At 39.3% G+C, this 26,583-nt stretch carries 22 protein-coding genes and 1 tRNA gene; 9 read left to right on the forward strand and 14 right to left on the reverse strand.

What is annotated here, in order from left to right:
• Nucleotides 1–699 precede the first annotated feature (699 nt).
• On the reverse strand, nt 700–1,461 hold the full coding sequence (locus AN957_RS07695) for an SDR family oxidoreductase (protein ID WP_056683329.1): 762 nt from the start codon (nt 1,459–1,461) through the stop codon (nt 700–702).
• A 146-nt stretch (nt 1,462–1,607) separates the two neighbouring features.
• On the opposite strand from AN957_RS07695, the gene AN957_RS07700 reads away from it, so the two are divergent.
• The 4 genes from AN957_RS07700 (at nt 1,608) to AN957_RS07715 (ending at nt 6,218) form a co-directional block, all read left to right on the forward strand.
• Complete coding sequence (locus tag AN957_RS07700) at nt 1,608–2,195, forward strand: TetR/AcrR family transcriptional regulator (protein WP_342668471.1); 588 nt, start codon at nt 1,608–1,610, stop codon at nt 2,193–2,195.
• A gap of 26 nt (nt 2,196–2,221) precedes the next feature.
• A complete protein-coding gene (locus AN957_RS07705; RefSeq protein ID WP_056683333.1) occupies nt 2,222–3,481 on the forward strand; it encodes a mechanosensitive ion channel family protein in 1,260 nt (419 codons plus the stop codon).
• A gap of 186 nt (nt 3,482–3,667) precedes the next feature.
• On the forward strand, nt 3,668–4,831 hold the full coding sequence (locus AN957_RS07710; protein WP_053477472.1) for a DUF4317 domain-containing protein: 1,164 nt from the start codon (nt 3,668–3,670) through the stop codon (nt 4,829–4,831).
• Nucleotides 4,832–5,357: 526 nt separating this feature from the next.
• A complete protein-coding gene (locus AN957_RS07715; RefSeq protein WP_056683337.1) occupies nt 5,358–6,218 on the forward strand; it encodes a YitT family protein in 861 nt (286 codons plus the stop codon).
• A 47-nt stretch (nt 6,219–6,265) separates the two neighbouring features.
• On the opposite strand, the gene AN957_RS07720 is transcribed toward AN957_RS07715, so the two are convergent.
• A complete protein-coding gene (locus AN957_RS07720; RefSeq protein ID WP_056683340.1) occupies nt 6,266–7,192 on the reverse strand; it encodes a DMT family transporter in 927 nt (308 codons plus the stop codon).
• A 129-nt stretch (nt 7,193–7,321) separates the two neighbouring features.
• Here AN957_RS07720 and pdxR point away from each other — a divergent pair, with 129 nt between their 5' ends.
• Entirely contained in the window at nt 7,322–8,710 is a 1,389-nt protein-coding gene (pdxR, locus tag AN957_RS07725; protein WP_056683342.1) for a MocR-like pyridoxine biosynthesis transcription factor PdxR, read from the forward strand.
• A 67-nt stretch (nt 8,711–8,777) separates the two neighbouring features.
• On the opposite strand, the gene phnE (AN957_RS07730) is transcribed toward pdxR, so the two are convergent.
• The 4 genes from phnE (AN957_RS07730) to AN957_RS07745 all read right to left on the reverse strand — a co-directional run bounded on the left by phnE (AN957_RS07730) (nt 8,778) and on the right by AN957_RS07745 (nt 12,141).
• Nucleotides 8,778–9,581, reverse strand: a complete 804-nt coding sequence (phnE, locus tag AN957_RS07730) for a phosphonate ABC transporter, permease protein PhnE (protein WP_056683345.1) — start codon at nt 9,579–9,581, stop codon at nt 8,778–8,780.
• The gene (gene phnE / locus AN957_RS07735) at nt 9,578–10,372 is read right to left on the reverse strand and encodes a phosphonate ABC transporter, permease protein PhnE (protein ID WP_380000202.1); all 795 of its coding nucleotides are present in this window, start codon (nt 10,370–10,372) and stop codon (nt 9,578–9,580) included. The genes phnE (AN957_RS07730) and phnE (AN957_RS07735) overlap by 4 nt, the downstream gene beginning before the upstream one ends.
• Nucleotides 10,372–11,142: a phosphonate ABC transporter ATP-binding protein gene (gene phnC / locus AN957_RS07740; RefSeq protein WP_056683352.1), complete on the reverse strand. Its 771-nt coding sequence runs from the start codon at nt 11,140–11,142 to the stop codon at nt 10,372–10,374. Before phnC ends, phnE (AN957_RS07735) begins: the two co-directional genes overlap by 1 nt.
• 81 nt (nt 11,143–11,223) lie before the next feature.
• Complete coding sequence (locus AN957_RS07745) at nt 11,224–12,141, reverse strand: phosphate/phosphite/phosphonate ABC transporter substrate-binding protein (RefSeq protein ID WP_053475040.1); 918 nt, start codon at nt 12,139–12,141, stop codon at nt 11,224–11,226.
• Between the two features lie 193 nt (nt 12,142–12,334).
• Between AN957_RS07745 and AN957_RS07750 the strand changes: the two genes are divergently transcribed.
• The gene (locus AN957_RS07750) at nt 12,335–13,918 is read left to right on the forward strand and encodes a bifunctional metallophosphatase/5'-nucleotidase (RefSeq protein ID WP_056683355.1); all 1,584 of its coding nucleotides are present in this window, start codon (nt 12,335–12,337) and stop codon (nt 13,916–13,918) included.
• Between the two features lie 44 nt (nt 13,919–13,962).
• Here AN957_RS07750 and AN957_RS07755 read toward each other — a convergent pair whose 3' ends face one another.
• The 6 genes from AN957_RS07755 to AN957_RS07780 form a co-directional block, all read right to left on the reverse strand.
• A complete protein-coding gene (locus AN957_RS07755) occupies nt 13,963–14,769 on the reverse strand; it encodes an alpha/beta hydrolase (protein WP_075209107.1) in 807 nt (268 codons plus the stop codon).
• A gap of 8 nt (nt 14,770–14,777) precedes the next feature.
• Nucleotides 14,778–15,578: an ABC transporter ATP-binding protein gene (locus AN957_RS07760; protein WP_053475042.1), complete on the reverse strand. Its 801-nt coding sequence runs from the start codon at nt 15,576–15,578 to the stop codon at nt 14,778–14,780.
• Between the two features lie 15 nt (nt 15,579–15,593).
• Nucleotides 15,594–16,625 carry a FecCD family ABC transporter permease gene (locus AN957_RS07765; protein ID WP_053475043.1) on the reverse strand — a complete coding sequence of 344 codons (1,032 nt, stop codon included), beginning with the start codon at nt 16,623–16,625 and terminating at the stop codon, nt 15,594–15,596.
• Complete coding sequence (locus AN957_RS07770) at nt 16,618–17,625, reverse strand: FecCD family ABC transporter permease (RefSeq protein ID WP_053477474.1); 1,008 nt, start codon at nt 17,623–17,625, stop codon at nt 16,618–16,620. The genes AN957_RS07765 and AN957_RS07770 overlap by 8 nt, the downstream gene beginning before the upstream one ends.
• 21 nt (nt 17,626–17,646) lie before the next feature.
• Nucleotides 17,647–18,624: an ABC transporter substrate-binding protein gene (locus AN957_RS07775; RefSeq protein ID WP_053477475.1), complete on the reverse strand. Its 978-nt coding sequence runs from the start codon at nt 18,622–18,624 to the stop codon at nt 17,647–17,649.
• 476 nt (nt 18,625–19,100) lie between these two features.
• Entirely contained in the window at nt 19,101–21,329 is a 2,229-nt protein-coding gene (locus AN957_RS07780; protein ID WP_053475044.1) for a YcdB/YcdC domain-containing protein, read from the reverse strand.
• A 436-nt stretch (nt 21,330–21,765) separates the two neighbouring features.
• On the opposite strand from AN957_RS07780, the gene AN957_RS07785 reads away from it, so the two are divergent.
• Both AN957_RS07785 and nagE read left to right on the forward strand, forming a co-directional pair.
• The gene (locus AN957_RS07785; RefSeq protein WP_256376296.1) at nt 21,766–22,041 is read left to right on the forward strand and encodes a PTS glucose transporter subunit IIA; all 276 of its coding nucleotides are present in this window, start codon (nt 21,766–21,768) and stop codon (nt 22,039–22,041) included.
• A gap of 186 nt (nt 22,042–22,227) precedes the next feature.
• Entirely contained in the window at nt 22,228–23,676 is a 1,449-nt protein-coding gene (gene nagE, locus AN957_RS07790; protein ID WP_053475046.1) for an N-acetylglucosamine-specific PTS transporter subunit IIBC, read from the forward strand.
• Nucleotides 23,677–24,314: 638 nt separating this feature from the next.
• Here the strand turns inward: nagE and AN957_RS07795 are convergent.
• The gene (locus AN957_RS07795) at nt 24,315–25,514 is read right to left on the reverse strand and encodes an iron-containing alcohol dehydrogenase (protein WP_053475047.1); all 1,200 of its coding nucleotides are present in this window, start codon (nt 25,512–25,514) and stop codon (nt 24,315–24,317) included.
• A 196-nt stretch (nt 25,515–25,710) separates the two neighbouring features.
• Here AN957_RS07795 and AN957_RS07800 point away from each other — a divergent pair.
• Nucleotides 25,711–25,784, forward strand: a tRNA-Gly gene (locus tag AN957_RS07800).
• An 82-nt stretch (nt 25,785–25,866) separates the two neighbouring features.
• Here the strand turns inward: AN957_RS07800 and AN957_RS07805 are convergent.
• A complete protein-coding gene (locus AN957_RS07805) occupies nt 25,867–26,535 on the reverse strand; it encodes a B3/B4 domain-containing protein (protein ID WP_053475048.1) in 669 nt (222 codons plus the stop codon).
• Between the last annotated feature and the right edge of the window lie 48 nt (nt 26,536–26,583).

Raw genomic sequence — 26,583 nt, forward strand, 5'->3', positions numbered from 1 at the left:
GTTCCATGTTATTCCTATTCGAATAGCCGTGGAATTCGGACGAGCACAGGCGATTTTAAGCAAGCCTAGTCTGAATAGCCCGCGAGTTCGGACAAGTCCAGGTAATTTTGAGCAATGCTTGTCCGAATAGCCGTCCAGTTCGGACAAGCATAGTTGATTTTCAGCAAACTTTGTCCGAATAATGCTCGAGTTCGGACAAGTCCAGTCGATTTACAGCAATCATAGTCTGAATAGCCCTCAAGTTTCGGACAAGCCCAGGTGATTTTGAGCAATCATAGTCCGAATAGCCGTCGGGTTCGGACAAGCCCAGGTGATTTTGAGCAATCATAGTCCGAATAGCCGTCGGGTTCGGACAAGCCCAGTTGATTTTGAGCAATCCTAGTCCGAACAATGCTCGAGTTCGGACAAGCCCAGTCGATTTTCAGTAAGCCCTATCCGAATAAAACCATCATATATCTAAAAAAATTTACATTATAGGTAATTCTTCTGTCAAATTCATATCACAGCAAATTTCATCTACCGCACATTAAATAATTCCATCCTTTCAAATTTAAACAACGAAAAAATGCACATCACCCCTTGCTAAAACAATAAAAAAACACATGATATTTCATATAAGAAATATCGTGTGTTTCTCTTTTTCCATTTAAATAAAGTAACCCGTTATTATAAAAACCGAAATTTAGTTTTAGGATTTTATTAGAATGCTGCTGTCCAGCCGCCGTCAGCGGTAATAACAGTACCATTTACGAAGCTTGAATCATCAGAAGCTAAGAAAAGCGCGACTTGTGCGATTTCTTCAGGCTGTCCGATTCTTGGCATTACTCCCTGTACTGCTTTCGTACGCTCCATGCCGAATTGATTAAAGTTCTGCATCGAAGAAGCGATATTCGTTGCTACACCGCCGGGGGCAATGGCATTACAGCGGATGCCTTTATTTGCATACATATAACCGGTATTTTTCGTAAGACCAATGACTGCATGCTTGGATGCTCCATATGTTGCACCTGCATGAGCTCCATTTAATCCTCCAGTTGAAGCGGTATTAATGATCACTCCACTTTCTTTTTCTAAGAAGATTGGGAGTGCTTTACGCATTGCTCTCATAACACCTTTTGTATTTATATCAAAAATTAAGTCCCAGCGCTCATCAAGGATATCAGCAACTGGTTCAAAACCATCCATTATCCCAGCATTATTTACTAAAATATCCAATGTTCCGTATTCGCTAACAGCTGTGTCAATCATATGATCAATGTCCACTTGTTTTGCCACATTGACTTGAACTGCCTTGGCAGTTCCGCCTTTTTCTGTAATCCCTTTAACGACTGCTTCAGCACCTTCCAGATTAAGGTCGGAAACGATTACTTTTGCCCCTTCACTCGCATATAATTCTGCAATGGCTTTTCCCATACCTGAAGCTGCACCTGTTACGATTGCTACTTTGTCTTTTAATTTCATCCCATATCCCTCCACTATTTCAAATAATATATATTGAACATGTGTGCAATAAAAATTATACTAGAGAAGGTTAAGCAGTACAATCGACAGAAAATCTGAGTAGTGTTGAGTAATAGACGCTTATTTCAATTAGTGTTCAATATGGGGTGAAAAAATTGAAGCAGGACCTTCGAATAATTAAGACTAAAGATAGTTTACGCCATGCGTTATTGGCATTATTGAAACAGAAACCATTAGAAACGATCACAATCGCTGAATTGTGCCGGGAAGCTACGATTAACCGCGGAACGTTTTATTTGCACTATAAAGAGGTCCATGAAGTGTTTCGTGAATACTTAGAGGTTATTGTCGAAGATTTAAAGCAATCTTACGAAGAACCTTATTATAAAACGAATTATCATATCCAGAATCTTGAAGCAGATATGATTAAAATATTTCATCATGTGAAGAAATATAAAGACTTTTATCAAATAATATTTGATGAGCGCATTCCGATGATGTATTATTATCTTCTATTTGATACGGTCCGTTCATTTATGAAGGAATCGATAGAAGAACATTTCGAATTAGATCACAGCATCCAGCTAGATTATCTCATTAGTTATCAGACCAATGCGATCCTTGGCATCTTAATTGAATGGCACCGTCATGGATACGAAACATCGATCCAAGAGCTGAATCAGCACCTTATCACCATCTTGTCGATCAATAGCCCCGTCCGTAAAATGCAGTAAACCACTTTTATATATTGGAGGATCATATGGAGTTTATTAGTGAATGGCTGTCAGAATATGATTTGAATCCTACGGTAGTTAAGTATCTTTCAACTATTATTATGATTCTTTTTATCGCGATTATCTGTATTGCCGCGAATTTTATCACAAAAAAGATCGTCATTAGAATCATCACGCACATCGTAAGAAATAACAAATACCAATGGGACAATATCCTTTTGGATCGAAAGGTTTTTCATAAATTATCCCATATTGTTCCAGCGATGATTATTTACTACTTTTCTTCTACCTTTCAGTACTTTCAGCATTTGATAGAAAAGGGTGCAATTACGTATTTAATCATTGTGGGACTAATGATTATGAATAGCTTATTAAATGCGATTACTGATATTTATCAAACCTATGAAATATCTAAGACAAGACCGATAAAGGGATATATTCAGGTTGTTAAAATTATCGTCATTACACTTGGGATTATTGTGATTATTGCGAACATGCTGGGGGAAAGTCCGATTATCCTTTTAAGTGGGATTGGGGCTCTCTCAGCTGTACTCATGCTAGTTTTTAAAGATTCGTTATTAGGTCTTGTTGCTGGGATCCAGCTGTCATCTAATGATATGGTACGGGTTGGGGACTGGATTCAAATGCCGAAATATGGAGCAGATGGCGATGTGATTGATATTTCCTTAAATACCGTACAGGTGCAAAATTGGGATAAGACGATTACGATGATTCCAAGCTATGCTTTAATCTCTGATTCTTTTATCAATTGGAGGGGGATGCAAACCTCTGGTGGACGCAGAATTAAGCGCTCTTTATTTATCGACAAAAATAGTATTGCATTTTGTACTGACGAGATGATTGAAAAGTTTAAAAGCATCCACTATCTTTCGGACTATATGATCAATAGAGAACATGAAATTGTTGAGCACAATACGAAGAACGGAATTAACCGAAGCAATCCAGTGAATGGAAGGGCTCTTACGAATATAGGTGTTTTTCGCGTGTATATTAACCATTACCTGCAAAAACATTCGGGGATCAATCAAGACATGACTTTAATGGTTAGACAGCTTGCTCCAACAGAACACGGGCTGCCATTAGAAATATATGCTTTTTCAAATGATGTCAGATGGGCAATATACGAATCCGTTCAGGCTGATATCTTCGATCATCTCTTTGCAGTTGCACCAGAATTTGGGCTTCGTTTATTCCAGAATCCATCTGGGAATGATTTAAGAACAATGATGGATGAACCAAGACGGGATGGAGAAAGAGCACATTGAAAAAATGATTTAAAATCGTAAAAACACTCATGGATCTTGTATTTGTGGGTGTTCTTTTTGTTTGTGAAAAGATCAGAAATGTTCATGAAAAATACGAAATCCCTACTTGGTATTAAAGTTGGTAAAATATCAAGTATTACTATTTTTTTGTCTGAACAGTATAATCAGGAATGGGAGATGAGACAAATGAATAAAAAAGACATTGCTAACGTCCGAAAACAATTTAAATTAAACAATCGATATATGAATATTCGAGAAATATTTAATGTGTATATAAAGAAAGAATCAGGAGAGATTTACCATCAAGTCAGCCAGCCGTTTCAAATGCTGGAGCAGGAAGCGCAGGAATTATTTTTAACCAACTTTAAAAAGGTTTTGACAGGGAGTCTTGACGCGAAGCTGTTTGAATTGAAATTTAGAAGAGATGTGGAAGATAGTACGCAAATGATTCTCTACAATGGATTGCGGGCAGATTCGGAAGAATGGATGGAAAGTATGCTGAGAATCGTCCAGAAAATGTTTGCTCATGCTGTTTATGAATTTGACACAGTCGTCACGTTTATTCGGGGAGAATATCAAAAGGCGACAAGAAAACGTGATCTGGAATCCGAAGAAGGCGGAGATGATGAGGTATATTCCAATGAATTTACCCTCTGCTCGCTCAATAAAACTGATCAGCCGAAAAAAGCACTGCTGTTTGATTATATCGAGAAGGAATTTAAATCAAATAACGCAGTCGACCCGATTATCAATTTGACTGCTCCGTTAACAGGCTTTATGTTTCCTGCCTTTAATGATAATGCGGCTGACGTCAATCATATTCTCTATTATGGCGGAAAAGCGAATCAGCCAGATACGATGTTTATCGAAGAAGTCCTCCATTGTGAAGACATTATCACAGCAATAGAAGAGAAGGATAGCTTTGAACAAATTGTAAAACTGGTAGCAGGGGAAGAAGTCGCTACCAATGTCATTTCTAATGTGTATGAAGAGATTGATAAGATGGTACAGGAGAGTATAGAAAATGAAGAAAGTGAACCTCCTAAACTCGATTCTCGTGACATTGAACGCATCTTAGAGGTAAGCGGTGTGGAAGATGTCGATACCGCCAAAGTTGAACATGCCTTCAAAAGTGTCGTCTATGATGTCAATCATGAAATCAAAGCGAGCAGTGTTATCCCGAAATCAATTAAGATCAACACAAAGATTGCCGACGTATCCATCCACCCGAAAGAACTGAAAAATGTAAAATACATTACCTATGAAGGAAAAAGATGTCTGCTATTAGAAGTGGATGAAGATGTTGTCGTTGAAGGCTTCCGCTTGCCCAACATGTCTAATCATCAATAAAATGGAAAAAGAGATAGCCATTCACTGAAATGGCTATCTCCTTTTCTTGTATCAGTCTGATTTAAAGAACAAATCTAGTATTAACCCCCGCATTGAAATGACCCAGACCGATATTAGCTTGCCGATGCTAATGATTGTTTTTACGAAACCAATTTTTCCTTTTATCGGTAAAAACGGGCTCTAACTTTAGTTTGTGTGACCGTTTATTCCAATAAATGTAACATCTGGTCTATATTAATCATATGTGAATCTGAAATTTCCAATAAATGTAATATTTGGTCTCTAAAAGTCATATAGGAACCCGATTTTTCCAATAAATGTAACATCTGATCTCTATTAATCATATATGAACCCGTTCATTCTAATAAATGTAATATCCAGTCTCTATTAATCACATACGAACCCGAAATTACCAACAAATGTAACATCCGGTCTCTATAAGTTTTCAATAAATATTTTAATGTTTTTTCACCTGATTGTATGTTAAAATGCCAAGGTTATATATTAAAGAAAGGAAACGGAATAAATGAATAAACAAACAACTCAGACGAAGTTACTGAAGGAATACATTTTTATTGTTATTGGTTCGATTTTAGTTGGTTTATCTTATAATATATTTCTATTGCCAGCGAGACTTGCGGCGGGTGGTGTGTCAGGAATTAGTACAATTCTGTATGAGCTTTATCAGTTTAATCCCGCTTACGTTCAATGGTTGATTAATATTCCGCTGTTTTTTGCTGGACTCATCCTCCTTGGGAAGGATTTTAGCATTAAAACATTAGTAGGGACCTTTTTTGTTCCGTTTACGATATGGGTTAGTGCCGATATTCCTTTTACCATTGATAATCCGCTTCTAGCTGCGATTTATGGAGGAATCCTCTTAGGGGTTGGACTTGGAATTGTTTATCGTGGAAAAGGCTCTACAGGAGGCCTGGCAACGGTCGCACAGATTGTTAAAAAGTATACGGGATTCTCCAGCGGCTATTCCCAATTAATTGTTGATGGATTTGTTGTCGTAGCTTCTGCATTGGTGTTTAATTTAGAACTAGCTTTATATGCAATGATGGCGATTTATGTGACTAGCAAAGTGATTGACTTTGTGCAGCTGCAAACCTCTCCGTCAAAGCTTGTGCTTATTATTACTGAGCAGGAAGAGCAGATCCAAACGATTATTAAAGATGAAATTGATCGGGGACTAACGAAGATACGCTCGATTGGAGGCTTCTCCAATAAGGAAAAAACACTGATCCTTTGTGTGGTTGAGCAGGAGGAAGCGATTTATTTAAAAAAGGTGCTGCAGGAGCAAGAGCCTACCTCATTTGTTGTCTTTCTTAACGCTTCCGAAATTCTTGGACGAGGGTTTTCCTTATCAAAAAGTAATGGGTAATTTCGAGTATAAAAAAGCTGACACTCATTGTGTCAGCTTTTATCATGTTATGAAACTCTTTCTCTCGCAACAGTCTCCAATTCCTTCTCCGGCAAACTCAAAGCAACAACTGCTGCGACAATAAGCGCCCCGCCAATCAGCTGGTAGCCGCCAAATGATTCGTTTAGCCAAGTGATAGAAACGATAACGGCAACAAGCGGCTCGATGCTTGATAGAAGGCTTGTCTCCATAGGACTTAAATGCTTTAAACTCCCGATATAAAGTACAAATGAAAGAGTTCCACTGAGTATGGCCAGAAATAGCATAGTGGAGGTTTCGAATGTTAGTGTATTGGCAATGGCCTGGAAGCTAAATGGCCGATTAAATAAAAGTAAAGCAATGCCCGCAAGCAGCATCCCCCAGCCAACAATGAGTGGCGATCCCCATTTTTTTATTAATGAAGCAGGCTGAAGCGTATAAAAAGTGAATCCAATCGCAGTCAGTAAGCCAAAGATGACGGCGATCTTTGTTAGAATAATATTTTCGATCGATCCGTTTGTAATAAGAAAAAAGATTCCTGAAAGCGCAATAATGATTGAGATCAATTGAATTAAAGATGGGAGCTTCTTATATTGGACAGCAACGTAGACGGTAATCAGCACTGGACCAAGAAATTGAAACAAGGTAGCAGTAACCGCATTGCTTATTCTTACTGTTTCAATAAAGGCATATTGCGCGCCTAACATCCCGATGATTGCGAAAATGACTAACTGTATCCATTGGTGTGGTTCCTTCCAAATAGCGAAAATGCTTTGTTTTCTAATAGATAAAACAGCTAATATGAGGATTCCTGCTAGCAGAAGTCTAATAATTAAAAAGTCTATAGATGTAATCGTTGTTTGCTGAAAAAGCCATTGAATGATCGGACCAGAAATTCCCCATAATGCTGCTCCAATTATGATCATTATTAATCCAAGACGGCGTGATGTTTTCATGATGCCTACCTCCTAAATACTCGATTGCATGAATGTTATGATTGAAAATGCTAAGCATAGAGGTATTATATAGAATAACTGATACTACATTAAGGATCAGATTTTAAAAGTTAGAAGGGGTCAGTTTTGATGCTAGAGATCACACCAAAGCTTGATAATCAAAGTGAGAAGCCGTTATATGTTCAGCTTTACGATTATATAAAACAAGAAATTAAAATGGGCAACTTAACTCCGGATATAAAGCTTCCATCAAAAAGAAGACTTGCCGCACATTTATCGCTAAGTCAGAACACAATTGAAGCCGCCTATGAGCAGCTAATAGCTGAGGGTTATTTACTATCCATTCCGCGGAAGGGCTACTATGTATGCGAGCTGGATCAGAATTTAGCGGATAGCAATGGTCAGCAGTCAGCCAATTTTATAAAGGAAAAACCATATCAAGATCCAAAATTTTTATATGATTTTACCCAAATTGGTGTAGATGCACGTTCTTTCCCATTTGGAGTATTTCGCAAATTAACGAATGATATATTGCGCTCGGAGAACGACCGTTTGTTAAAGCTTGGCCATCCACAGGGTGACTATGATTTTCGGAAAGCCATTGCAAAGTATCTGTATGAATCACGCGGGGTTTGCTGTTCGCCAAGTCAAATGATTATCGGCGCGGGTACACAATATTTAATTCGCTTGTTGTTTCAGCTGCTTCAAGAGGGAATATTTGCTGTTGAAGATCCTGGCTATCACCGCAGACATGTCGCTTTTGAAAAATGGGAACGGGTGAAGATGATTCCATTAGACCAAGAGGGGATGATGGTTTCACGTCTTGAAGAAAGTGGAGCGAATATAGCGTTTGTTACACCATCACATCAATTTCCATGCGGAATGATTATGCCGATCTCAAGAAGGATGCAGCTGTTGCATTGGGCCAATATGGGAGAGGGCCGATACATTATTGAAGACGATTATGATAGTGAATTTCGCTATTCTGGTAAGCCTATTCCTGCTTTACAAGGCTTGGATACGAATGAAAAAGTGGTTTATATGGGCACCTTTTCAAAGGCATTACTGCCATCCCTTCGAGTAAGCTATATGGTTCTCCCCAAACCGCTTATTGAAATATATCAAAATGAATATTTTTTCTATGCACAAACAGTATCGCGAATGGATCAAGATCTTCTTAGAAGGTTTTTAGAAGAGGGGCATTGGGAGAAGCAAATAAGCAAAATGAGAGTGATCTATCATAAAAAGAGAGATATTCTTGTGACAGAAATTATGAAACAGTTTCCTGATTCAGCTGAGATTATTGGCCAGGACTCCGGTCTGCATGTGTTAGTACGTGTCAATAATGGCATGACAGAGCAAGAACTAATCGACCAAGCAGGCCGCTTTCATAGTAAGGTTTATCCACTATCCGCCTATGGAAGCCATGATAATAAAACCGTTTTACTTGGTTATGCGTCTTTATCGGAAGCAGAAATACACGATGCAGTTAAAATGCTGGCGGAGGCTTGGTTTTAATTGATAGCATAGACTAAAAAAGGTTCTAGAATGATCACCCTAGAACCTTTTCCGAATTAAATTCAACCTACACAATCCTCTTCCGAATATACCCAGACAATAAATCAATCAACGTAACCATTACAATAATCCCTAGAAGAATAATCCCCACCCGGTCCCAATCTCGCGAGCTTAAGGCGAATATAAGCGGGGTGCCGATTCCGCCTGCTCCAATAATGCCAAGGATAGCGGCAGAACGTACGTTGATTTCGAAGCGGTATAGCGTATAGGATAAGAAGCCAGGCATGACTTGCGGCAGGATGGCAAACCAGATGATTTGCAATCGGGTGGCACCAGTAGCCGTCAATGCTTCTGCAGGTCCAGGATCAATGCTTTCGATCTCTTCTGCGAATAATTTGCCAAGCATGCCGATGGAATGTAATCCAAGAGCAAGCACGCCTGCGAAGGACCCTGGACCAACCGCTTTAATAAACAGAATGGCCATGACAATTTCAGGAAAGGTGCGAACAAAGCTTAGCATGAATTTTCCTGTATTTGTTGCTGCTTTTCCGCTGCTCATATTCGCTGCTGCCCAGAAAGCAAAGGGAATACATAGAAAAGCAGAAATGAACGTGCCTAATATGGCGATTGCTAATGTATCAAGGAGACCGCGTAATAAATCCTCTCCATCAGGTAAATATACGTAATCCCAATCTGGATTAAATATGCCGGCAAAAATGGCTTTGGAAATCTGACCGGCTGTTTCTTTTACACCCGCAATCGGCATGCCAGAAAATGTCCATATGTATAGAAGGAGTAAGGCAATAACAATAATGAAACGCTGGATTCTATTTTTTCTTGGTTTGAATGGGGTGATCACGGCTTTATTCATAGTAATTTCTCCCGCAGCTTCGTGCTAATATAGTCGATGAGCAGAACAACGACCAGGGTAAATAGAATAATCGAGCTTGTTTTATCATATTCAAAAAATCCGAGCGTGCGATCATAATACAACCCAATCCCGCCTGCACCGACTAAACCCAAAACAGCTGCGGCCCGGATATTCACTTCAAAGGTATAAAGAACATATGAAATATAATGCGGCAGGACCTGCGGAATCACTCCGTAAAAGATCCATTGGATTTTATTTGCCCCAACAGCTGTCATGGCCTCTAAGGGACCAGTATCAATTGACTCAATGGCTTCATAAGTTAACTTCGCCACCAATCCGATTGAAAAAATCGTTAAAGCAAGTATGCCCGGCAGTGTTCCTAAACCAAAGATGGATACAAAAATGGCAGCTAAAAGCAAGTCGGGCACAGTCCGTATAATGTTTAAAATAAATCTTGCTGGATAGTAAAAGAAATAATTCTTAACAATATTATTTGCAGAAAACAAGGCAATCGGGATGGCGATAATGGCACCAAAGGTTGTTCCTAACAGGGCCATTCGAATCGTTTCGAGCATGGCTGGGAGGATTTTTTCAAAATAAAGCCAGTTTGGCGGAATCATTTGTTTCAAAAGCTCCAGCATATTTGGAAACCCAACAACGAGATCAGAAATAGATGCATTGGTTTTCATAGCACTGGCAAAAAAAAGCAGCAGCAGAATGAAAACGGTTAAATAGGTTTTAAGCTTACTAGGCGGTTCAGGATAGTTCCTTTTTTCTAAGGGAAGATTCATCATGCTTCTGCTCCTAGCAGTTCTTTCTCATGGATTGGCCGTCCGTAGATTTCTGCGAACCTCTCGTCTGTTGCCGCTGAGACAGGTCCGTCAAAGACCACTTCTCCAGCACGCAAGCCAATAATCCTTGTTGCATATTCCCTTGCCAAATCAATAAAGTGAAGATTAACAATCGTTGTAATTCCTAGATCTTGGTTAATTCTTTTTAGATCGTCCATTACTTGCTTCGTCGTTAACGGATCTAATGAAGCAACAGGTTCATCTGCCAGAATGATTTTTGCCTCCTGGGCTAGTGCACGGGCAATGGAGACGCGCTGCTGCTGCCCGCCTGAAAGCTCTGTTGCCCGTGAGTAGGCTTTTTCAAGAATATTCACGCGATCTAGAGCTTGGAAAGCAGAGTGGACATCCTGTTTTGGAAACAATCCAAGAAGTGTCCGCCAGGTTGGAAGATAACCGACACGGCCAGACAGCACATTCCTCAAAACGGTCGAGCGTTTGACTAAATTAAAGGTTTGAAAAATCATGCCAATGTCCCGCCGGATTCTTCTTAAACTTATTCCTTTTGCCATTGTAATCGATTGCCCGTCGATGAAAATTTCTCCATGAGTCACTTCAATTAAACGGTTGATTGACCGTAATAATGTGGACTTCCCGGCACCAGATAAGCCGACAATGACGACAAACTCCCCTTCATGAATGGTTAAGTTAATATCATTTAATCCTTTTACTCCATTTGGGTAGGTCTTGGAGACATTTTGAAATTCAATCACTATGATTCCACCTTCAATTGTTTTGATAAAAAAAGCCAAACCAGTTCATGATGGAAACTGGCTGGCGTTTCTGCAATTCGGTTACTCTGTTTTCACTTTTTCTGCGTAGTCCCGGACAATTTCGAACATTTTATCTTCAGAAGGGGTGTAGCCTTCATGAGAATAGATATCCTTAATGATTTCGTGTCCCTTTTCATCCTTGCCAATGGCAATAAAGGCATCCTGGATTTTTTTCGTCCATTCATCAGACATGTCTGGACGAATAGCAATTGTGTCATTTGGGATCGGTTCGGTGAAATGCAGGACCTTTGTGTCTTCAAAAACAGTTGGATAGTCGCCTTTCACAACATTTCGTGCATCTTGGAAAATAACAGCTGCATCAACATCTCCATTTAAGAGGGCAATAACGGCTTGATCATGTCCTTTTACTGTAATTCCTTCTACATCAGTAAGCGGATCAATATTGGCATCCATTAATGCTGCTGCAGGCCAAACATACCCTGCAGATGAAGTCACATCCTGGAAAGCGATTTTTTTGCCTTTTAAATCTTCAATGCTTTCAATATCGGAATCTGCGTTAACAATAAACATCGATTTGTAGAAATCTACTAGCTTATCATTGGGTGCTCCTGTTTCATCGTTTACACCATAGCGCTGTGCCTGAAGGATTACGTTAGCAGCCCCTTTTTCATGGGCTTGGACATACGCAGTCGGAGGCAGGAAACCGATATCTACTTTTTTTGATGCCATTGCTTCAACGATCGTATTATAGTTTGTTGACACACTAACCGTAACAGGGATTCCTAGCTGTTCCTTTAGCAGCCCCTCTAATGGTTTTGCCTTTGCTTCTAAAGTGTCAGCGTTTTGTGATGGGACGAATTGAACCGTTAAGCTTTCAGGTTCATACTCTCCTCCAGAAGCTTCGCTTGATCCGCATCCACTTAAAATACTTGCAGCCAAAACAAAAGATAGGCCCACTCCAGCAAACCTCTTAAACATCGTGTTACCTCCATATTGGGAAAGTTATTTTCATTACGAGTTGAATTATAGCAAAGCAATATGGTTTTTTTTGTAAAAGAGTTGTTAATTATTGTAAAGGGATTGTTATGTTTAATCGGATGAACATTTACAACTATTGATAGAGTATATAATTGAGGGGACGATTAGCTAAAGGTTGAAAGGGGATAAGATGATGCTTGAAAATAAGCAATGTCAAATGGTTATTTTAGAAACAAGTGATCTTCATGGGCATGTATTCCCGCATAATTACCGGAACAATCGGGAGGATTCTATCGGGCTAGCAAAGCTTGCCACAATGATTCGCAGAGAACGGGAAAGGTATGAATATTCGGTCCTCATTGATAATGGAGACCTCATCCAAGGAACCCCTCTGACCTATTTTTACGCAAAGGTTAGGCAAGAGGGAATCCATCCAATGGTGAATATCTTAAATGCTTTAAACTATGATTGTGCTGTGATTGGCAATCATGAATTTAATTTTGGAATAGAGTTATTGCAGGCTGCAATAAAGGATTCTAATTTTCCGTGGCTATCAGCAAATACGATCCAAATTGGGTCAAACAATTGCGCTTTTGGAAGGCCATATGTTGTTAAAGAGTATGATAATGGTCTTCGTGTCGTTATCTTAGGGATAACAACACATTACATCCCAAATTGGGAAAATCCGAAGTATATTGCAGACCTTCAGTTTGAGAATGCATTCATGAGTACAAAAAAATGGGTGAAATTTATTCAAAAGTATGAGACATATGATTTGTTAATTGTTTCTTATCATGGGGGTTTTGAACGGGAGCCCTCTACTGGTGAAGAATCGGAAGTCATAACAGGAGAAAATCAAGCCTATGCGATTTGCAAGGAAATAGCGGGAATTGATATATTGCTCACTGGTCATCAACATCGGATGATTGCAGATACTGTAAATGGGGTGACGATTGTTCAGCCAGGATGTAATGGGAAGGCAATCGGGAAAGTGGAGATTACTTTTGAAAAGGTTCGCAGCCAATGGGTTATTCGCCATAAAGCTGTGGAGCTGCTACCCATTGATGAAGCTGTTGAAGCGGATTTAAAAACGATGAAAATGACCGAGGAGATGGAACGTGGGACACAGGCCTGGTTAGATCAGCCGATAGGGAGGGTGATTGGCGATATGACCATTCAAGATGTGTTTGCCGTCCGTTTAGGCGCTCATCCAATGATCAAATTTTTTAATCAAGTGCAAATGGATGCATCTGGAGCAAGAATCTCAGCTACTGCCCTTTTTCATAATGGTTCCGAAGGGTTTAACGAAGAAGTAACAATGAGGGATATAGTCTCCAATTATATTTATCCTAATACATTAAAGGTAATCTGTATCACTGGCTATGAGATGAAGGCCGCACTTGAGAAGTGTGCTTGTTATTTTATGATCGACAGTACGGGGGAAATCGAGGTAAATCCAGCCTATTTGGAGCCGAAGCCAAAGCATTATAACTATGATATGTGGGAGGGGATTGAATATGAGCTGGATATAAGGCGACCTGTAGGGGAGCGAGTGACGAAGCTCATGATTTCAGGTGAACCCATTGAAATGGAAGGGGAGTATGAGGTCGTCATGAACAATTATCGTGCGAGTGGCGGCGGCGACTTTCACATGTTTCAAAATAAGCCAGTAATAAAAGAAATCCAAACAGATATGACAGAACTCATTGCCGATTATTTTTTGAAAAGAAAAATGGTCTATGCTGATAATGATAAAAACTGGCAGGTTATTTGGTAGGGGTATGCAGATTTACCTTGTATACCCCATTCCATTACCATCGTTTATTTAATTTCATTTGCAAACCGAATGGCTTTGCTCATAACGGTTGGTACAACAGATGCATGATTTTCTTCAGGAGCCACATATAAATCACAGTCCACAAATAAGTGCTGTGTTTCTCGTAATTGTTCAAGTAATTTCCTTGCATCTTCAACCATAAAGCCCTCAAGCTCACCTACTGACATAAACAGACGCCTTTTCTTGTCTTCTTTTGTCTGATGGGAGAACCAGTTTTTAAAGCCAAGCATTTCATGATTGTTCCACCAAATGGAGGGACTTACAGCAAGATAGGTTTGAAAAGTATTTGGTGCTGTGAACAATGTCCATATGGTAAAAAGTCCGCTGAGTGAATGTCCGAATAAAGCTTGTTTTTCTTTATTAATGGAATAGCGGCTTTCAATTTTGGGCTTCAATTCTTCTTGTATAAATTCTAAAAATCTTCCAGCACCGCCATGATCGCCTAAATCCCTGCCATTTAACCGATCTGGATATGTATAGGATTCCGCGGGAGCAGTAAAATCAAGAAAGCGGCGTTTGGAGGCATCTTTGTCTTCTCCTGAATGCCCGATTCCAACAATGATCGCTTCATTGACTAAGGTCTTACGTGCATTCTTAGATTGCAAACGGACAACATCTCTAGCGAACTGAAAATAAGAATTGCCATCAAGTATATAGATAATCGGATACCCATCCTCATTGGGAGGGGAGGGAGGGAAAGCAACTTTAATGTTGTATGAATAACCCGTCTTTTGGGAATGGAGAACCCATCCCTCTGTATTGTCTAATACCACTTTTTGTGTTGTGTCCATACATCCTCCTATTCACGCTCTGGAAGTGCATCATACCCGAAGCACACAGGGGATCCGTTTTCTGGATCGACCATTATACGTGCATCAATATTGAACACTTCCTTTAAGACATTCTTTGCAATGATTTTTTCAGGTGGACCAGCGGTAATGATTTCACCGTTCTTCATTGCAATTAATTCATCGGAAAAGCGGGCTGCATGGTTGATATCATGAAGGACCATCACAATTGTACAATGATGCTCCTTATTCAAACGTTCAACGATTTGCAGCACTTCAAGCTGATGAGCTAAATCTAAATAAGTCGTTGGCTCATCTAAAAGCAATATACTCGTTTCCTGTGCAAGCGCCATTGCAAGCCAAACCTTTTGGCGCTGACCTCCTGAAAGCTGGGCAATTTCACGGTTTCGGAACGCCGTTGTTTTTGTAATGTCCATTGCCCATTCAATTACTTCCATATCCTTGCTGGACAGCGTTCCCACATTCTTGCGATGCGGGAAACGGCCGTATGATATAAGCTCTTCCACCTTTAATTGTAATGGCGCCTCAGGGTTCTGGGATAGAAGAGCAAGCTGCTTTGCAATTGCTTTTGTTGAAATACCTTTCATATCCTGTTCTTGTAAAAAAACTTCTCCGCTCTGCTGCTTCAATATCCGGCTAATTGTTTTCAATAATGTTGATTTTCCGCAGCCATTCGGACCAATAATTGTCGTAATTTGTCCTTTTTTAATCGATGTGCTTAGCTCCGAAAAAACAGTGAACTTCTCATATTTAGTTGTTAGTCTTTCAGCACGAATAACCGTTGTTACCATCTTTTCATTCTCCTTCTATGCTTTTGTTTTCATTAATAAATAGAGGAAGTAAGGTACACCAAGGATGGCCACAATGATCCCAACCGGAATTTCTGCAGGTGCAAATATTGTTTTTGCAAGATAATCAGAAAAGATAACGAGAAACATCCCAATTGCTGCACTTGCTGGGAGCACATATCGATGATGGATTCCTACAAGCTGCTTCGCGATATGTGGGGCGATCAGTCCTATAAAACCAATACTGCCTGATACGGAGACACATGCACTAATAACCCCGATGCTGCTTAAAAGCAGAATGGCCTTTTCTTTTTCAACTTGTATCCCAAGACTTTTAATGGATGATTCCTCCAGCTGGAAGTAATCCAATAGATAGGCTTTGCGATAAATGATTGGTACTAAAATGAGCAGCCAAGGGATCATTGCTAAAATAAATATCCAGTTCGCATTATAGATACTCCCTGACATCCAAACGGTTGCCATCTCAAAGTCACTTTCACGCATCTTTAATGAAATATATAATGAAAGCGCACCAAACCCAGTGCTTATTGCTATCCCTGACAAAATTAACCGCTGTGTATCTAATTTGCCATTTGTCCAAGAGAATATGTAAATAAGAATGGCTGCAATCAATCCACCTAAAAAGCCAAAAATAGGCATGATTATAATCGATAACCAGTTTGAGCTGCCAGATACTGCAAGCTCCATTTGAAAGAAAAACATAAAGATGACGATGGAAGCACCAGCACCAGCATTGATCCCTAATATACCAGGATCGGCTAACCCATTTCTTGTAATGCCTTGAACGACAGTACCAGCTATTCCTAACCCTAATCCGACAAGCGCTGCAATAACAATACGAGGAAGACGGAATTCAAAGATGACCAAATCAAAATCATTTGTTGGATTCATTCGCAGCAATGTCGTGAAAATATCTTTTACTGACATATCAAAAGTACCATTCGTAATATGAATATAAATGGCAAATAGGATGGCTCCAATTAGGGCCGACATGGTGATGAAGAAACGGCTGCGATTCTGTTTATGCACGACGCTCGCCTCCTCTTGTCCGAATTAAATAGAGGAAGAAAGGGACACCGATTAATGCTGTAACCACACCAACTGGCGTTTCAAATGGAAAATTAATAAAGCGGCTTGCCACATCACTAAGGGCAAGAAAGATACCGCCGATAATCGCTGAACATGGGATAACGAATCGGTAATCTATTCCTACAATGAATCGAGTGATATGTGGGATAATGAGACCGACAAATCCGATCTTGCCTACAAGTGCGACAGCTGTTCCTGTTAAACAAATAACGATGATGATACTAATGGCCTTTACCCATTTTGTCCGCTGACCAAGACTGATCGAAATATCATCACCAAGTGATAAAATGGTGATGGATTTAGAAATGATCAGAGCAAGGACAAGTCCTGTGAGACCGATAGGAAGTGCCAGCAATAGAATATCTGGATCAACCTTGTGGATTTTCGCATTATACCAAAAGGTTAAGTCTTGTGAAATTTGAAAATGTGTGGCTAGCACAGATGACAAACTGCTTAAAAATGTTCCAATGACCGTTCCGATTATGGCTAATCGAACAGGTGAAAGGCCATTGCGCATGATGGAGCCAAAGCCGAAGACAATTCCTGCTCCAAGTGCTGAACCAATCATTGAGAACATGATCATATGGATATTTGACATAGCAGGAAAAAAAATCATACAGATGGTTATTACAAAAGCCGAGCCGTCCGTTACTCCCATAATAGAAGGGGAGGCAAGATAATTTCTTGTCATCCCCTGCATAATCGCTCCAGAAATGGCTAGGAAGGCACCAACCAGCAGAGCCGCTAAAACGCGAGGCAGTCTGGATTGCATGATAATGTTATGATCGACATTCGTAGAATCAAAGTGTACAATTGCCTGCCAAATGGTTGATGCATCAATTCCTTTTGTCCCGTATAAAATGGATAAGGCGACCGTAAGAATGATGAGAAACGGTGATGCGCAAATAATTAGAAATGGCACAGAGGGGGATTTCCGCAATCGTTTCATAGCTTTCATCCATTACTTAGATAAATTCTCGACGGCAGCACGTAAGAAGTTAACCTTGCTCCATGCAGTACCGCCTTGTGCCATAGGATCCACAGCATTTACGAATATTTGGTTGTTTTTTGCTGCGTCAATGCTTTGGAAGATTGGATTTTTTAATAAATCATCTAAAGCTGCAGGGTTATCGCTGTTTTCACTTTTCTCAAATTGTAGGAAAACGATATCTGGATTTACATCTGCCAATGTTTCTAGACTAATCTCTTCTTGAGCAGCTGTTTTCGCAATTAATTCTGGAACTTTTAATCCTAAATCGTTATAAATGACTGGATTTAAATAGACTTCGGCAGGATAAACAAACATGCTTCCTTGACGAACTCTAATGACGAAAACCTCTTTATCTTGTAAATTAGCAGAAATGCTGGATTTTGCTTCCTCTGCATCTGTTTTGTAATCAGCGATGATTTTATCTGCTTCTGATGTCTTACCTGATAAAGTTCCCATTAAGCGTAAATTATCTTCCCAGTTAGTAGAAATATGCGATACGGGAATCATTGTCCCAATTTTATTTAATTGTTCGACAACTTCTTCTTTGTACTTAGAAGAACCTAAGATAACATCCGGCTTTAAAGAAAGAATGGTTTCATAGTTTGGTTCTGTTTTTTCCCCAATGGATACAGCGCCTTCTAAATCAGCAGCCAGATAGGCTGGCAATTCACCAGCAGTGGTTACAGCTCCTAATGGCTTTACTCCAAGAATGGCAGCATCCTCCATCGCTTCTAAGCTTGCCGCAATAATATTATTTACTTCACCTGGTAATGTATAGGATTCACCTAAGTATGTAATCGTCTGTTCAGTCGGAGCAGCTTCTTCTTTTGCTACTTCTTCCGTTTTCTTTTCCTCTTTAGGCTCATTACTAGTAGAGGCATCCTCACTATTTCCGCAAGCTGCTAAAAATGCAGCAGTCATTCCAATTAGTAATAGATTTTTTTTAATCATTATATAAATCTCCCTTTTTCATCTTTCTTTCTTGTTAGTGTAAGTAGGCCTACTTATACAAACGCAATCAATGATAACGATTATCAATTTCAATTACAAACTCAATTTAAATCATCCCACAGGAAATGTCAACCATATTTTTTGAAAAAACTACATAACGGATTTACAAAAATTCACAAAAAATTCATATGGGAATAGAGTCTAAACAAGAAAATAGTAGAAATACTCGATAAAGTTAGAAAGTTGCTAGATAAAAGATTGAACGTGCTAGATAAATCGAAGAAATTACTAGATAACTTCGGTAAAGTGCTCAATAAGTTTAAAAAATGAATGAAATTTGGCCGAAGAATGCTTGAAATGCTAGATAATTTTGGAAAAAGCACTTGCTTACGAAAATAGGAAACGAATCTAATAGCTGTTCGAAAAAAAATATCCGCCCATTTTCCGGGCGGATACTTGCTTCGTTCATCATCTTAAAAATTGTAGAATTCTAATCCTTTTTTATATGCCTCATGAGCTAAAGGAATGACTGATAGGGCTAAATCAGCATAAGTCACTTCCTGCTTAGGATTGAACTTGTTATTCGTTGTTGTTAATAATCCCAATGATTGTGCCAGTGCCACATAGCCAATATTTTCAGTCTTTACATCTTTGGCATCCGCAAATTTCAGCTGATAAATCCCTTGATTTTTGGCTGCTTGTTCAAGACCTAATATACGAATATACCAAACTGCTAACTCCTCTCTTGTCAGACGTTCATCAAGATTGAAGGTTGCTCCGTCTTTTTTTAGTATTCCGAGTGAAACCGCACGTTCAACAATTTGATATAATGGGTGGTCAGGTTTGATATTATCAAATGATTGACTTGTATTTGGTTTGCCTGGGTAATAATCGTTATAGAATCGAGTGAGAGACTTCATGATGATTTCAAGGGCTGCACCCTTTGTAACCTTCGCATCTGCATTAAATGTTTTTAAATCTTTCACATCGATAATGCCTGATTGGATAAGATAGTTTAATTCTTTTTCCGCTCGTGGATGGGAAATGGTTTGCTGAGTAGTCTCAAACATATGATTCCATTCGCCTGTGAGTGCATTTAAATAGCTAAATGGATTTTTGTTAAATTCAGGTGTATATACAAGATGATAGTGATTATATTTTTTGCTATGACCTTCTCTTACATAGCTAAGATTTAGGCTTAATTGTTCAAGAAATTTCGCTTGTGCCTTTTCCTTTGAGATAACTTTATCAATGGATGGCCAATTTTGAATATCAGACTGAATAACATTTAGACTAAGCAGTGAGCCATCAGCTGCAATTGAGACTGAAAGCTGATCCCCATTTACGAGAATTCCATTTACAACTCTAGGGAAGCTGAAATGATAGGTTTCACTTTCTTCTTCGTAAAAAGTTTCCCCGATCGGCATGGCATAGTTATGAAGATAAGATGGGGAATACTGTTTTAAATACGTTACTGCTTGTTTAAGCGCATCCTCTTTAGATATGGCTTGCCCATTTTTTTTGCTTAAGTTATTCTCTCTAAGTAAATCATTCTTGATGTTGTGGTACTGGATAATTTCTCCTGTACGTTTATCTAGTTCCAGGTCTGTTCCCGTTCCGCCATTCTTGTGTTCATACATATATTGAATGGTAATCACTTCTTGGCCATTATGATTTTTTCTTTCATCAATTGATTGGATATTTAGTTTAATCTCATCTGAATTAATTTTGAGCAGTTCTTGAGCAAAAGCTTTCGCATCGCTTAAGGAGAATTTAGTATGCTTTGGTGCGAGCGGCTGAGTGACGATGTGTTCAATTTTCCTTTCCTTTGAAAGTTCAGGAGAAAAGCCGTTTAATTTTTTCCACTCACCGGAAAGTGCATGGATACCGATTACGTTATTTGTTGGCGAATAAACAAGATTTACCTGTTTCTCACCTGTTTGGTAATCCGCTTCTATGCTATACTGCAAATCGACTGTAAGGTTCTCTTTAATCTTCTTCACTGCTTCATCCTTAGATAGAACTTTTGCTGCATCATCAAATGATGGTGAACTATTGCTGCCTAAGTTGCGGTAAAAGTTACTAATCTCCCCATTACCAAGCACAGTGATTTGAATACTTTGGTCTGAAATAGGAACTTTATTTTTTGTCTTTACGAAGGAGAATGTATAACGGATAGGTTCTGTAAGTACTTGATTACTTGGATAGTAGTCGATGAGGTCTTTATCAAGCTGGTATTCACTACTATTAGGGAACTTTTTTAGAAATGCTTGCGCCACTTCTTTTGCTTTTTCTTTTGTTACTTTTGCAGGAAATAAAGCATCCTCTGCATCGGCAGGGTCATAATAATAGCTTTCAATCTCTAGCTTATCCCCAATAAAGCCAACGCTTCCATATAGATTCTTCCCGTTAACCTTTTTCTGAAAGCTTAAGTCGTGGCGAATCGTGTCATCACCAGGAAATTGCAAGCCTGTCCCCAAGTGGAAGTCACTATCATTTAAAAATGAAAATTGCGGGAAAAATTCTTTAAATTTCTTGATTAGCTCACTTTTCGAAACAACCTTTTCTGACTGAGCAATTTGAATTTGCGCAGTGTTAAGATTCTCATTCCCAAATGATGTTGCACTTGCTCCTGGTGCAAGAATTCCAATCGATAATCCAGTAGAAAGTGTGATGATTCCGAGTTTCTTTAATTTTTTCAAGATATCCCTCCTAATATTTAGCATTCCTGATAATTATATCCTATATTGGTAGTTTTGTGGGTGTAAAATCTACAATGGAAAAAGTCTTTTTTACTTGCTAATGCTCTAATTTATTTTTATAGACCTTTTTGTACCTGTTGTTTTATATACCAGTATAATCATACTTTGATAATATTTTTAATAATCATAGATTTATTTTCAGAAAAATAAGAAAATAAGCATGAGGAGTTAAGGGGATGTATATAAATAAGTAATCTTATACATTCATATTGGGTCACATGTTACTGATTCGATCAGGCATGGTGGTAAAAATAAAGAGACAAACCCTCTTTTATTACCCCATGCCTTTTTAGGTTCCTTTGAAATAAGGAGTAGTCCATTTGTATCAAAATTTTTCGAGAAATGTTGGCTGGAGAAATATTCTCCAAGTGCTTTCATTGGATCAGTATTCAGTAAGAAAATGAGGGAAGAAGGCATAGCTATTTTACCAAAGGATGGAGGAATTCATGCTCCTTCCGAAGGGACCATTATCCTTGTGGCTGAAACGAAGCATGCCAGAACAGAGGTATTTATTCATGTTGGTTTGAAAGAGTTTTCGTTAAACGGGCAGGGGTTCCGTGTTCTTGTTAAGAATCGTGTGGGGGTGAGATGCCCATCGATGAAGTGGGATGTATCGCCATCATTTGCACACGATGAAGCTGAAAGGAGGTGATTTGCGTCAGACGATTCGCTAACGATGATTATCAGGGAGATGGTTGCAATTGATTAAAAGGCATTGGAAAATTGCTGTGGAGGAGGATGATCCTTCATAGGGTGCGCTAAAGGAAGGGAATTAGGATGAAGTGAATAGTGGTCATGTAATCATTTAATCAAATAATGAATAGGGGTTGGGTCTAATATGAAGAAGTTTTTACAAAGGCTCGGACGCTCGCTCATGCTGCCGGTAGCTGTATTGCCAGCTGCTGCGATCCTGATGGGGATTGGGTATTGGATTGACCACGATGGCTGGGGCTCTGGAAATGCACTAGCAGCATTTTTAATTAAAGCAGGGGGTTCGATCCTTGATCATATTCCGATTCTTTTTGCGGTTGGGGTTGCACTTGGCATGTCAAAGGAAAAGGATGGATCTGCAGCACTAAGCGGACTGATTTCATTCTTAGTTGTAACAACCATGCTTTCAACGGATACGGTAGCCTTATTACAAGGGATCGATCCCGAAAGTGTCAATGCAGCATTTGCGAAAATTGATAATGCATTTATAGGTATTCTTTCCGGACTTATTGCTGCATGGATGTACAATCGATTTAGCCATGTAAAACTGCCAGACTTTTTGGCATTCTTTAGCGGGAAGCGGCTGGTGCCAATCATGTCTGCCGTATCCATGCTTGTAGTCTCAGCGGCTTTATTCTTTATTTGGCCAGTTGTCTATAGCGGATTGGTATCCTTTGGGGAAGCGATTAGCAGTTTAGGAGCTGCTGGTGCAGGAATATATGGATTCTTCAATCGTCTCTTAATTCCAACTGGTTTGCATCATGCATTAAATGCAGTCTTTTGGTTTGATACAGTTGGCATCAATGATATCGGGAACTTCTGGGCAAGCGCTGGGGAGAAGGGCGTAACGGGCATGTATCAAGCTGGATTTTTCCCGATTATGATGTTTGGCTTACCAGCTGCAGCATTAGCGATGTATCATACGGCTAAAACAGGGAAAAAGAAAATGGTTGCTTCTTTAATGCTAGCAGCAGGCTTTGCTTCATTTTTCACAGGTGTAACCGAGCCGATTGAATTTGTCTTCATGTTCTTAGCACCAGCTCTTTATGTCGTCCATGCAGCATTAACAGGTCTTTCCTTATTTATTGCAGCAGCCTTCCAATGGACGGCCGGCTTCGGATTTAGTGCAGGATTTATTGATTTTGCCTTAAGCCTGCGCATTCCCATTGCGAACATGCCATTGATGCTAGTGGTGCAGGGATTAGGCTTTGCTCTCGTTTACTATTTCTTATTCCGCTTCTTAATCGTGAAATTCGACTTGAAAACGCCTGGCAGAGGGGATGATATGGAAGACGAGGAAGAAGGCAGCGTTGGAAATGCTTCAACGAATAAATTTTCAGAAATGGCAGCAACTATTTATGAAGGACTAGGCGGAGATGAAAATGTTGTATCCGTTGATTATTGCGCCACTCGTTTACGTGTAGAGGTAGAAACGGTTGATAAAGTCGATCAAAAGAAAATTAAATTAACAGGTGTACCTGGCATCAATGTGATCGGACCACAAAGCATCCAAGTCATCATCGGAACAAATGTCCAGTTTGTTGCAGATGAAGTGGAAAAGATTCGGAAAAAGTAAGATTAGTCATTTCATAATATGTGAGTTTTGGCTCAAAGTGGAGGAGTGTAATTGGATTGGTTTCCCGAACTTGATAGATTTCAAAGAAACGGTCGCCAATAAGGTGTATTGGTACCTGAGACTCTCCTATTTTTATTAAAACGGTCGCCGATAGGGTGCATTGATTCCCGAAACACTACTATATTTAATAAAACGGTCGCCAATAAGGTGCATTGGTACCCGAAACACTACTATATTTAATAAAACGGTCGCCAATAAGGTGTATTGGTTCCAGAATCTCTACTATATTTAATAAAACGGTTGCCAATAAGGCGTATTGGTACCCGAAACTCAACTATATTTGATTAAACGGTCGCCAATAAGTAGTATTGGTACCCGAAACTCAACTATTTTTGAAAAAACAGTCGCCAATAAGGTGTATTGGTTCCAGAATCTCTACTATATTTAATAAAACGGTCGCCAATAAGTAGTATTGGTTCCAGAACCTCTACTATTTTTGAAAAAACAGTCACCAATAAGGCGTATTGGTACCCGAAACTCAACTATTTTCAATAAAAAGGTCGCCAATAGACCCTATTGGCGACCTTAACCTTATTAATCTCTGCAAAATAGTCGCCAAGAAAATGTAGTAGATTTCCTTAGTCTTTAATCATTTGATAAAGAGCCAGCAGGTCCTTTCTTGATAAAATTTGCGGAACGGGGTAAAGTGGATTGGCTTCTTTAAATGCACGCTCGACCATTAAGGGAATGTCGCTGTCAATTATCCCGGTTACCTTAGAGGGAATGTTCATTTTTTGATTTAAATCCTTTATTGCTTCAATAAACATTGCTGCCTTCTGTTCAATTGAATCAGCAGACCCGCCAATTCCGGCAATATCAGCTAATTCGGCTAATGGTTTATGTACAGACTTGCCATAGTAAGTGAGAACATAAGGCAAAATAATGGCATTTGCCAGTCCATGCGGTACTCCATAAAATCCGCCTAATGTATGTGCAATCGCATGGACATACCCTACATATGCACGCGTAAATGCCATACCTGCAAGATACGCTGCTCTTTGCATATTGATTCGTGCCTCTATATTTGTCCCATTAGAATAAGCTTCATAGATGTTATCGAAAATCAGTTTTACCGCCTCTTGACTATACGCTATTGTCTCTGATGTATTGCTTTTGCCGATGTATGCCTCGATGGCATGTGTTAACGCGTCAATACCTGTTGTTGAAGTAATATGCGGTGGCAGCTGAACAGTAAGCAAAGGATCAAGGACAGCATAGTGCGGAATAAGTGACATATCATTGATTGCATATTTTTCATGGGTTTGGCTATTTGATACAACGGCAACAACCGTTGCTTCACTTCCTGTACCGGCGGTAGTTGGAACAGCTATGAGAAGAGGGATCTTTTTTCTTATCTTTAGTTCGCCCTTCATTTGCGGAATGCTTTTTTCAGGTCTGGCTACACGAGCACCTACACCCTTGGCACAGTCCATTGGTGAACCACCGCCAAAGGCAATCATTCCTTTACAGTTGGCTGCTTTGTATTGTTCGAGTGCTTCTTCAATATTGTCAATCGTCGGATTAGGAATCGTTTGATCATATAAAACATATTCAATGTCTGAATCCTCTAACCCTCTTAGTAAACCATTGATAAGTCCAAGTGAGGTAATCCCTTTGTCAGTAACGATTAGTACACGATCAATTTCCTTGTCCAAAAGAAGTTTTGGCACCTTATTTAAGCTGTTTTTGCCTTCTATTAGTTCGGGCTTACGCCAGGGCATAAAGTTTGATGCCAGTCTGAAAGCGCCTTGATAAACCCGGCAATATAATTTGAACATAATCGCCCTCCATTTAATTCGAAATATTCTATCTATATCATTTAATCGTATCATTTAATAGGGGAAATTTCTTCTAGCTGTCAATTAACTTTTTTTTCGACAAATTTCACAAAAGTTCTTGACCAGCTCATAGAACAGGAGTATTATATAGAAGTTGATTGAATGACAGAATTTTTTACATAATAACCTATATTTTGCGGGTGTAGTTTAGTGGTAAAACCACAGCCTTCCAAGCTGTTGTCGAGGGTTCGATTCCCTTCACCCGCTCCATACATATCACAACGCAGTGTTTCGTTTCGAAGAAAACGAGGTGCTGCGTTTTTTCCATTTTAATAGAAAAAAGGATGCTGAATTAGCACCCGATAATCTCAAAATTCCCATCCCCGCCATGAACTTGAATAAACATATTCATTAATGACTCCACCATTCTAGAAGCTTCATCACTGCTCATTGAAGGGCGCAAATAAACAATTTGCACAGCATTCTTCGTTTTTTCCGTTACACATGTTCTTTCCGAATCAACGAATGGACTGCCAAATGGCCCTTTTTCATCTGCACTCAAAATTAAATTCTGCAGAGAGTTCACTCGTCCATTTAACCCTATGTATTCTTCGCCTTCAGACCCCTTTCTAATTTCAACCGTGCCGTTTAGTTGATCTGCATCATAGATGCCAATTGGGATTTGATATTGTAAGGAGAAGAAATTATTAATATCAGTTGAACTGTTAACTGGCTTTAAATAATCCTGCTTCTTCACTCTTCTATACAGAGCTTCAGCAGAATGACGATAACGGTTCGGATCCTTCCCGCAGGCTTTAACAATCTGCCGCCATTCTTTAATCCCGTCTAAATCCGTTACATTCTTCTCTTCTAAATCGAAAAAAATCGATTCCTGAAATAATTGCAGGCGTCCTTTGACCATTTGCGGAGAATCACCTACTCGTATATTCTGATAACGAATCACACCAACTTTAAATACTGGGAAAAGTGTACAAAGCTCTGGTGAAATATGAATTTCCAACCTTTCCACCTCCAAAAATAGTTAAAAATAGTTTATCATAATAGTCGA

The organism is Cytobacillus solani, assembly GCF_001420595.1.
Taxonomy (GTDB): domain Bacteria; phylum Bacillota; class Bacilli; order Bacillales; family Cytobacillaceae; genus Cytobacillus; species Cytobacillus solani.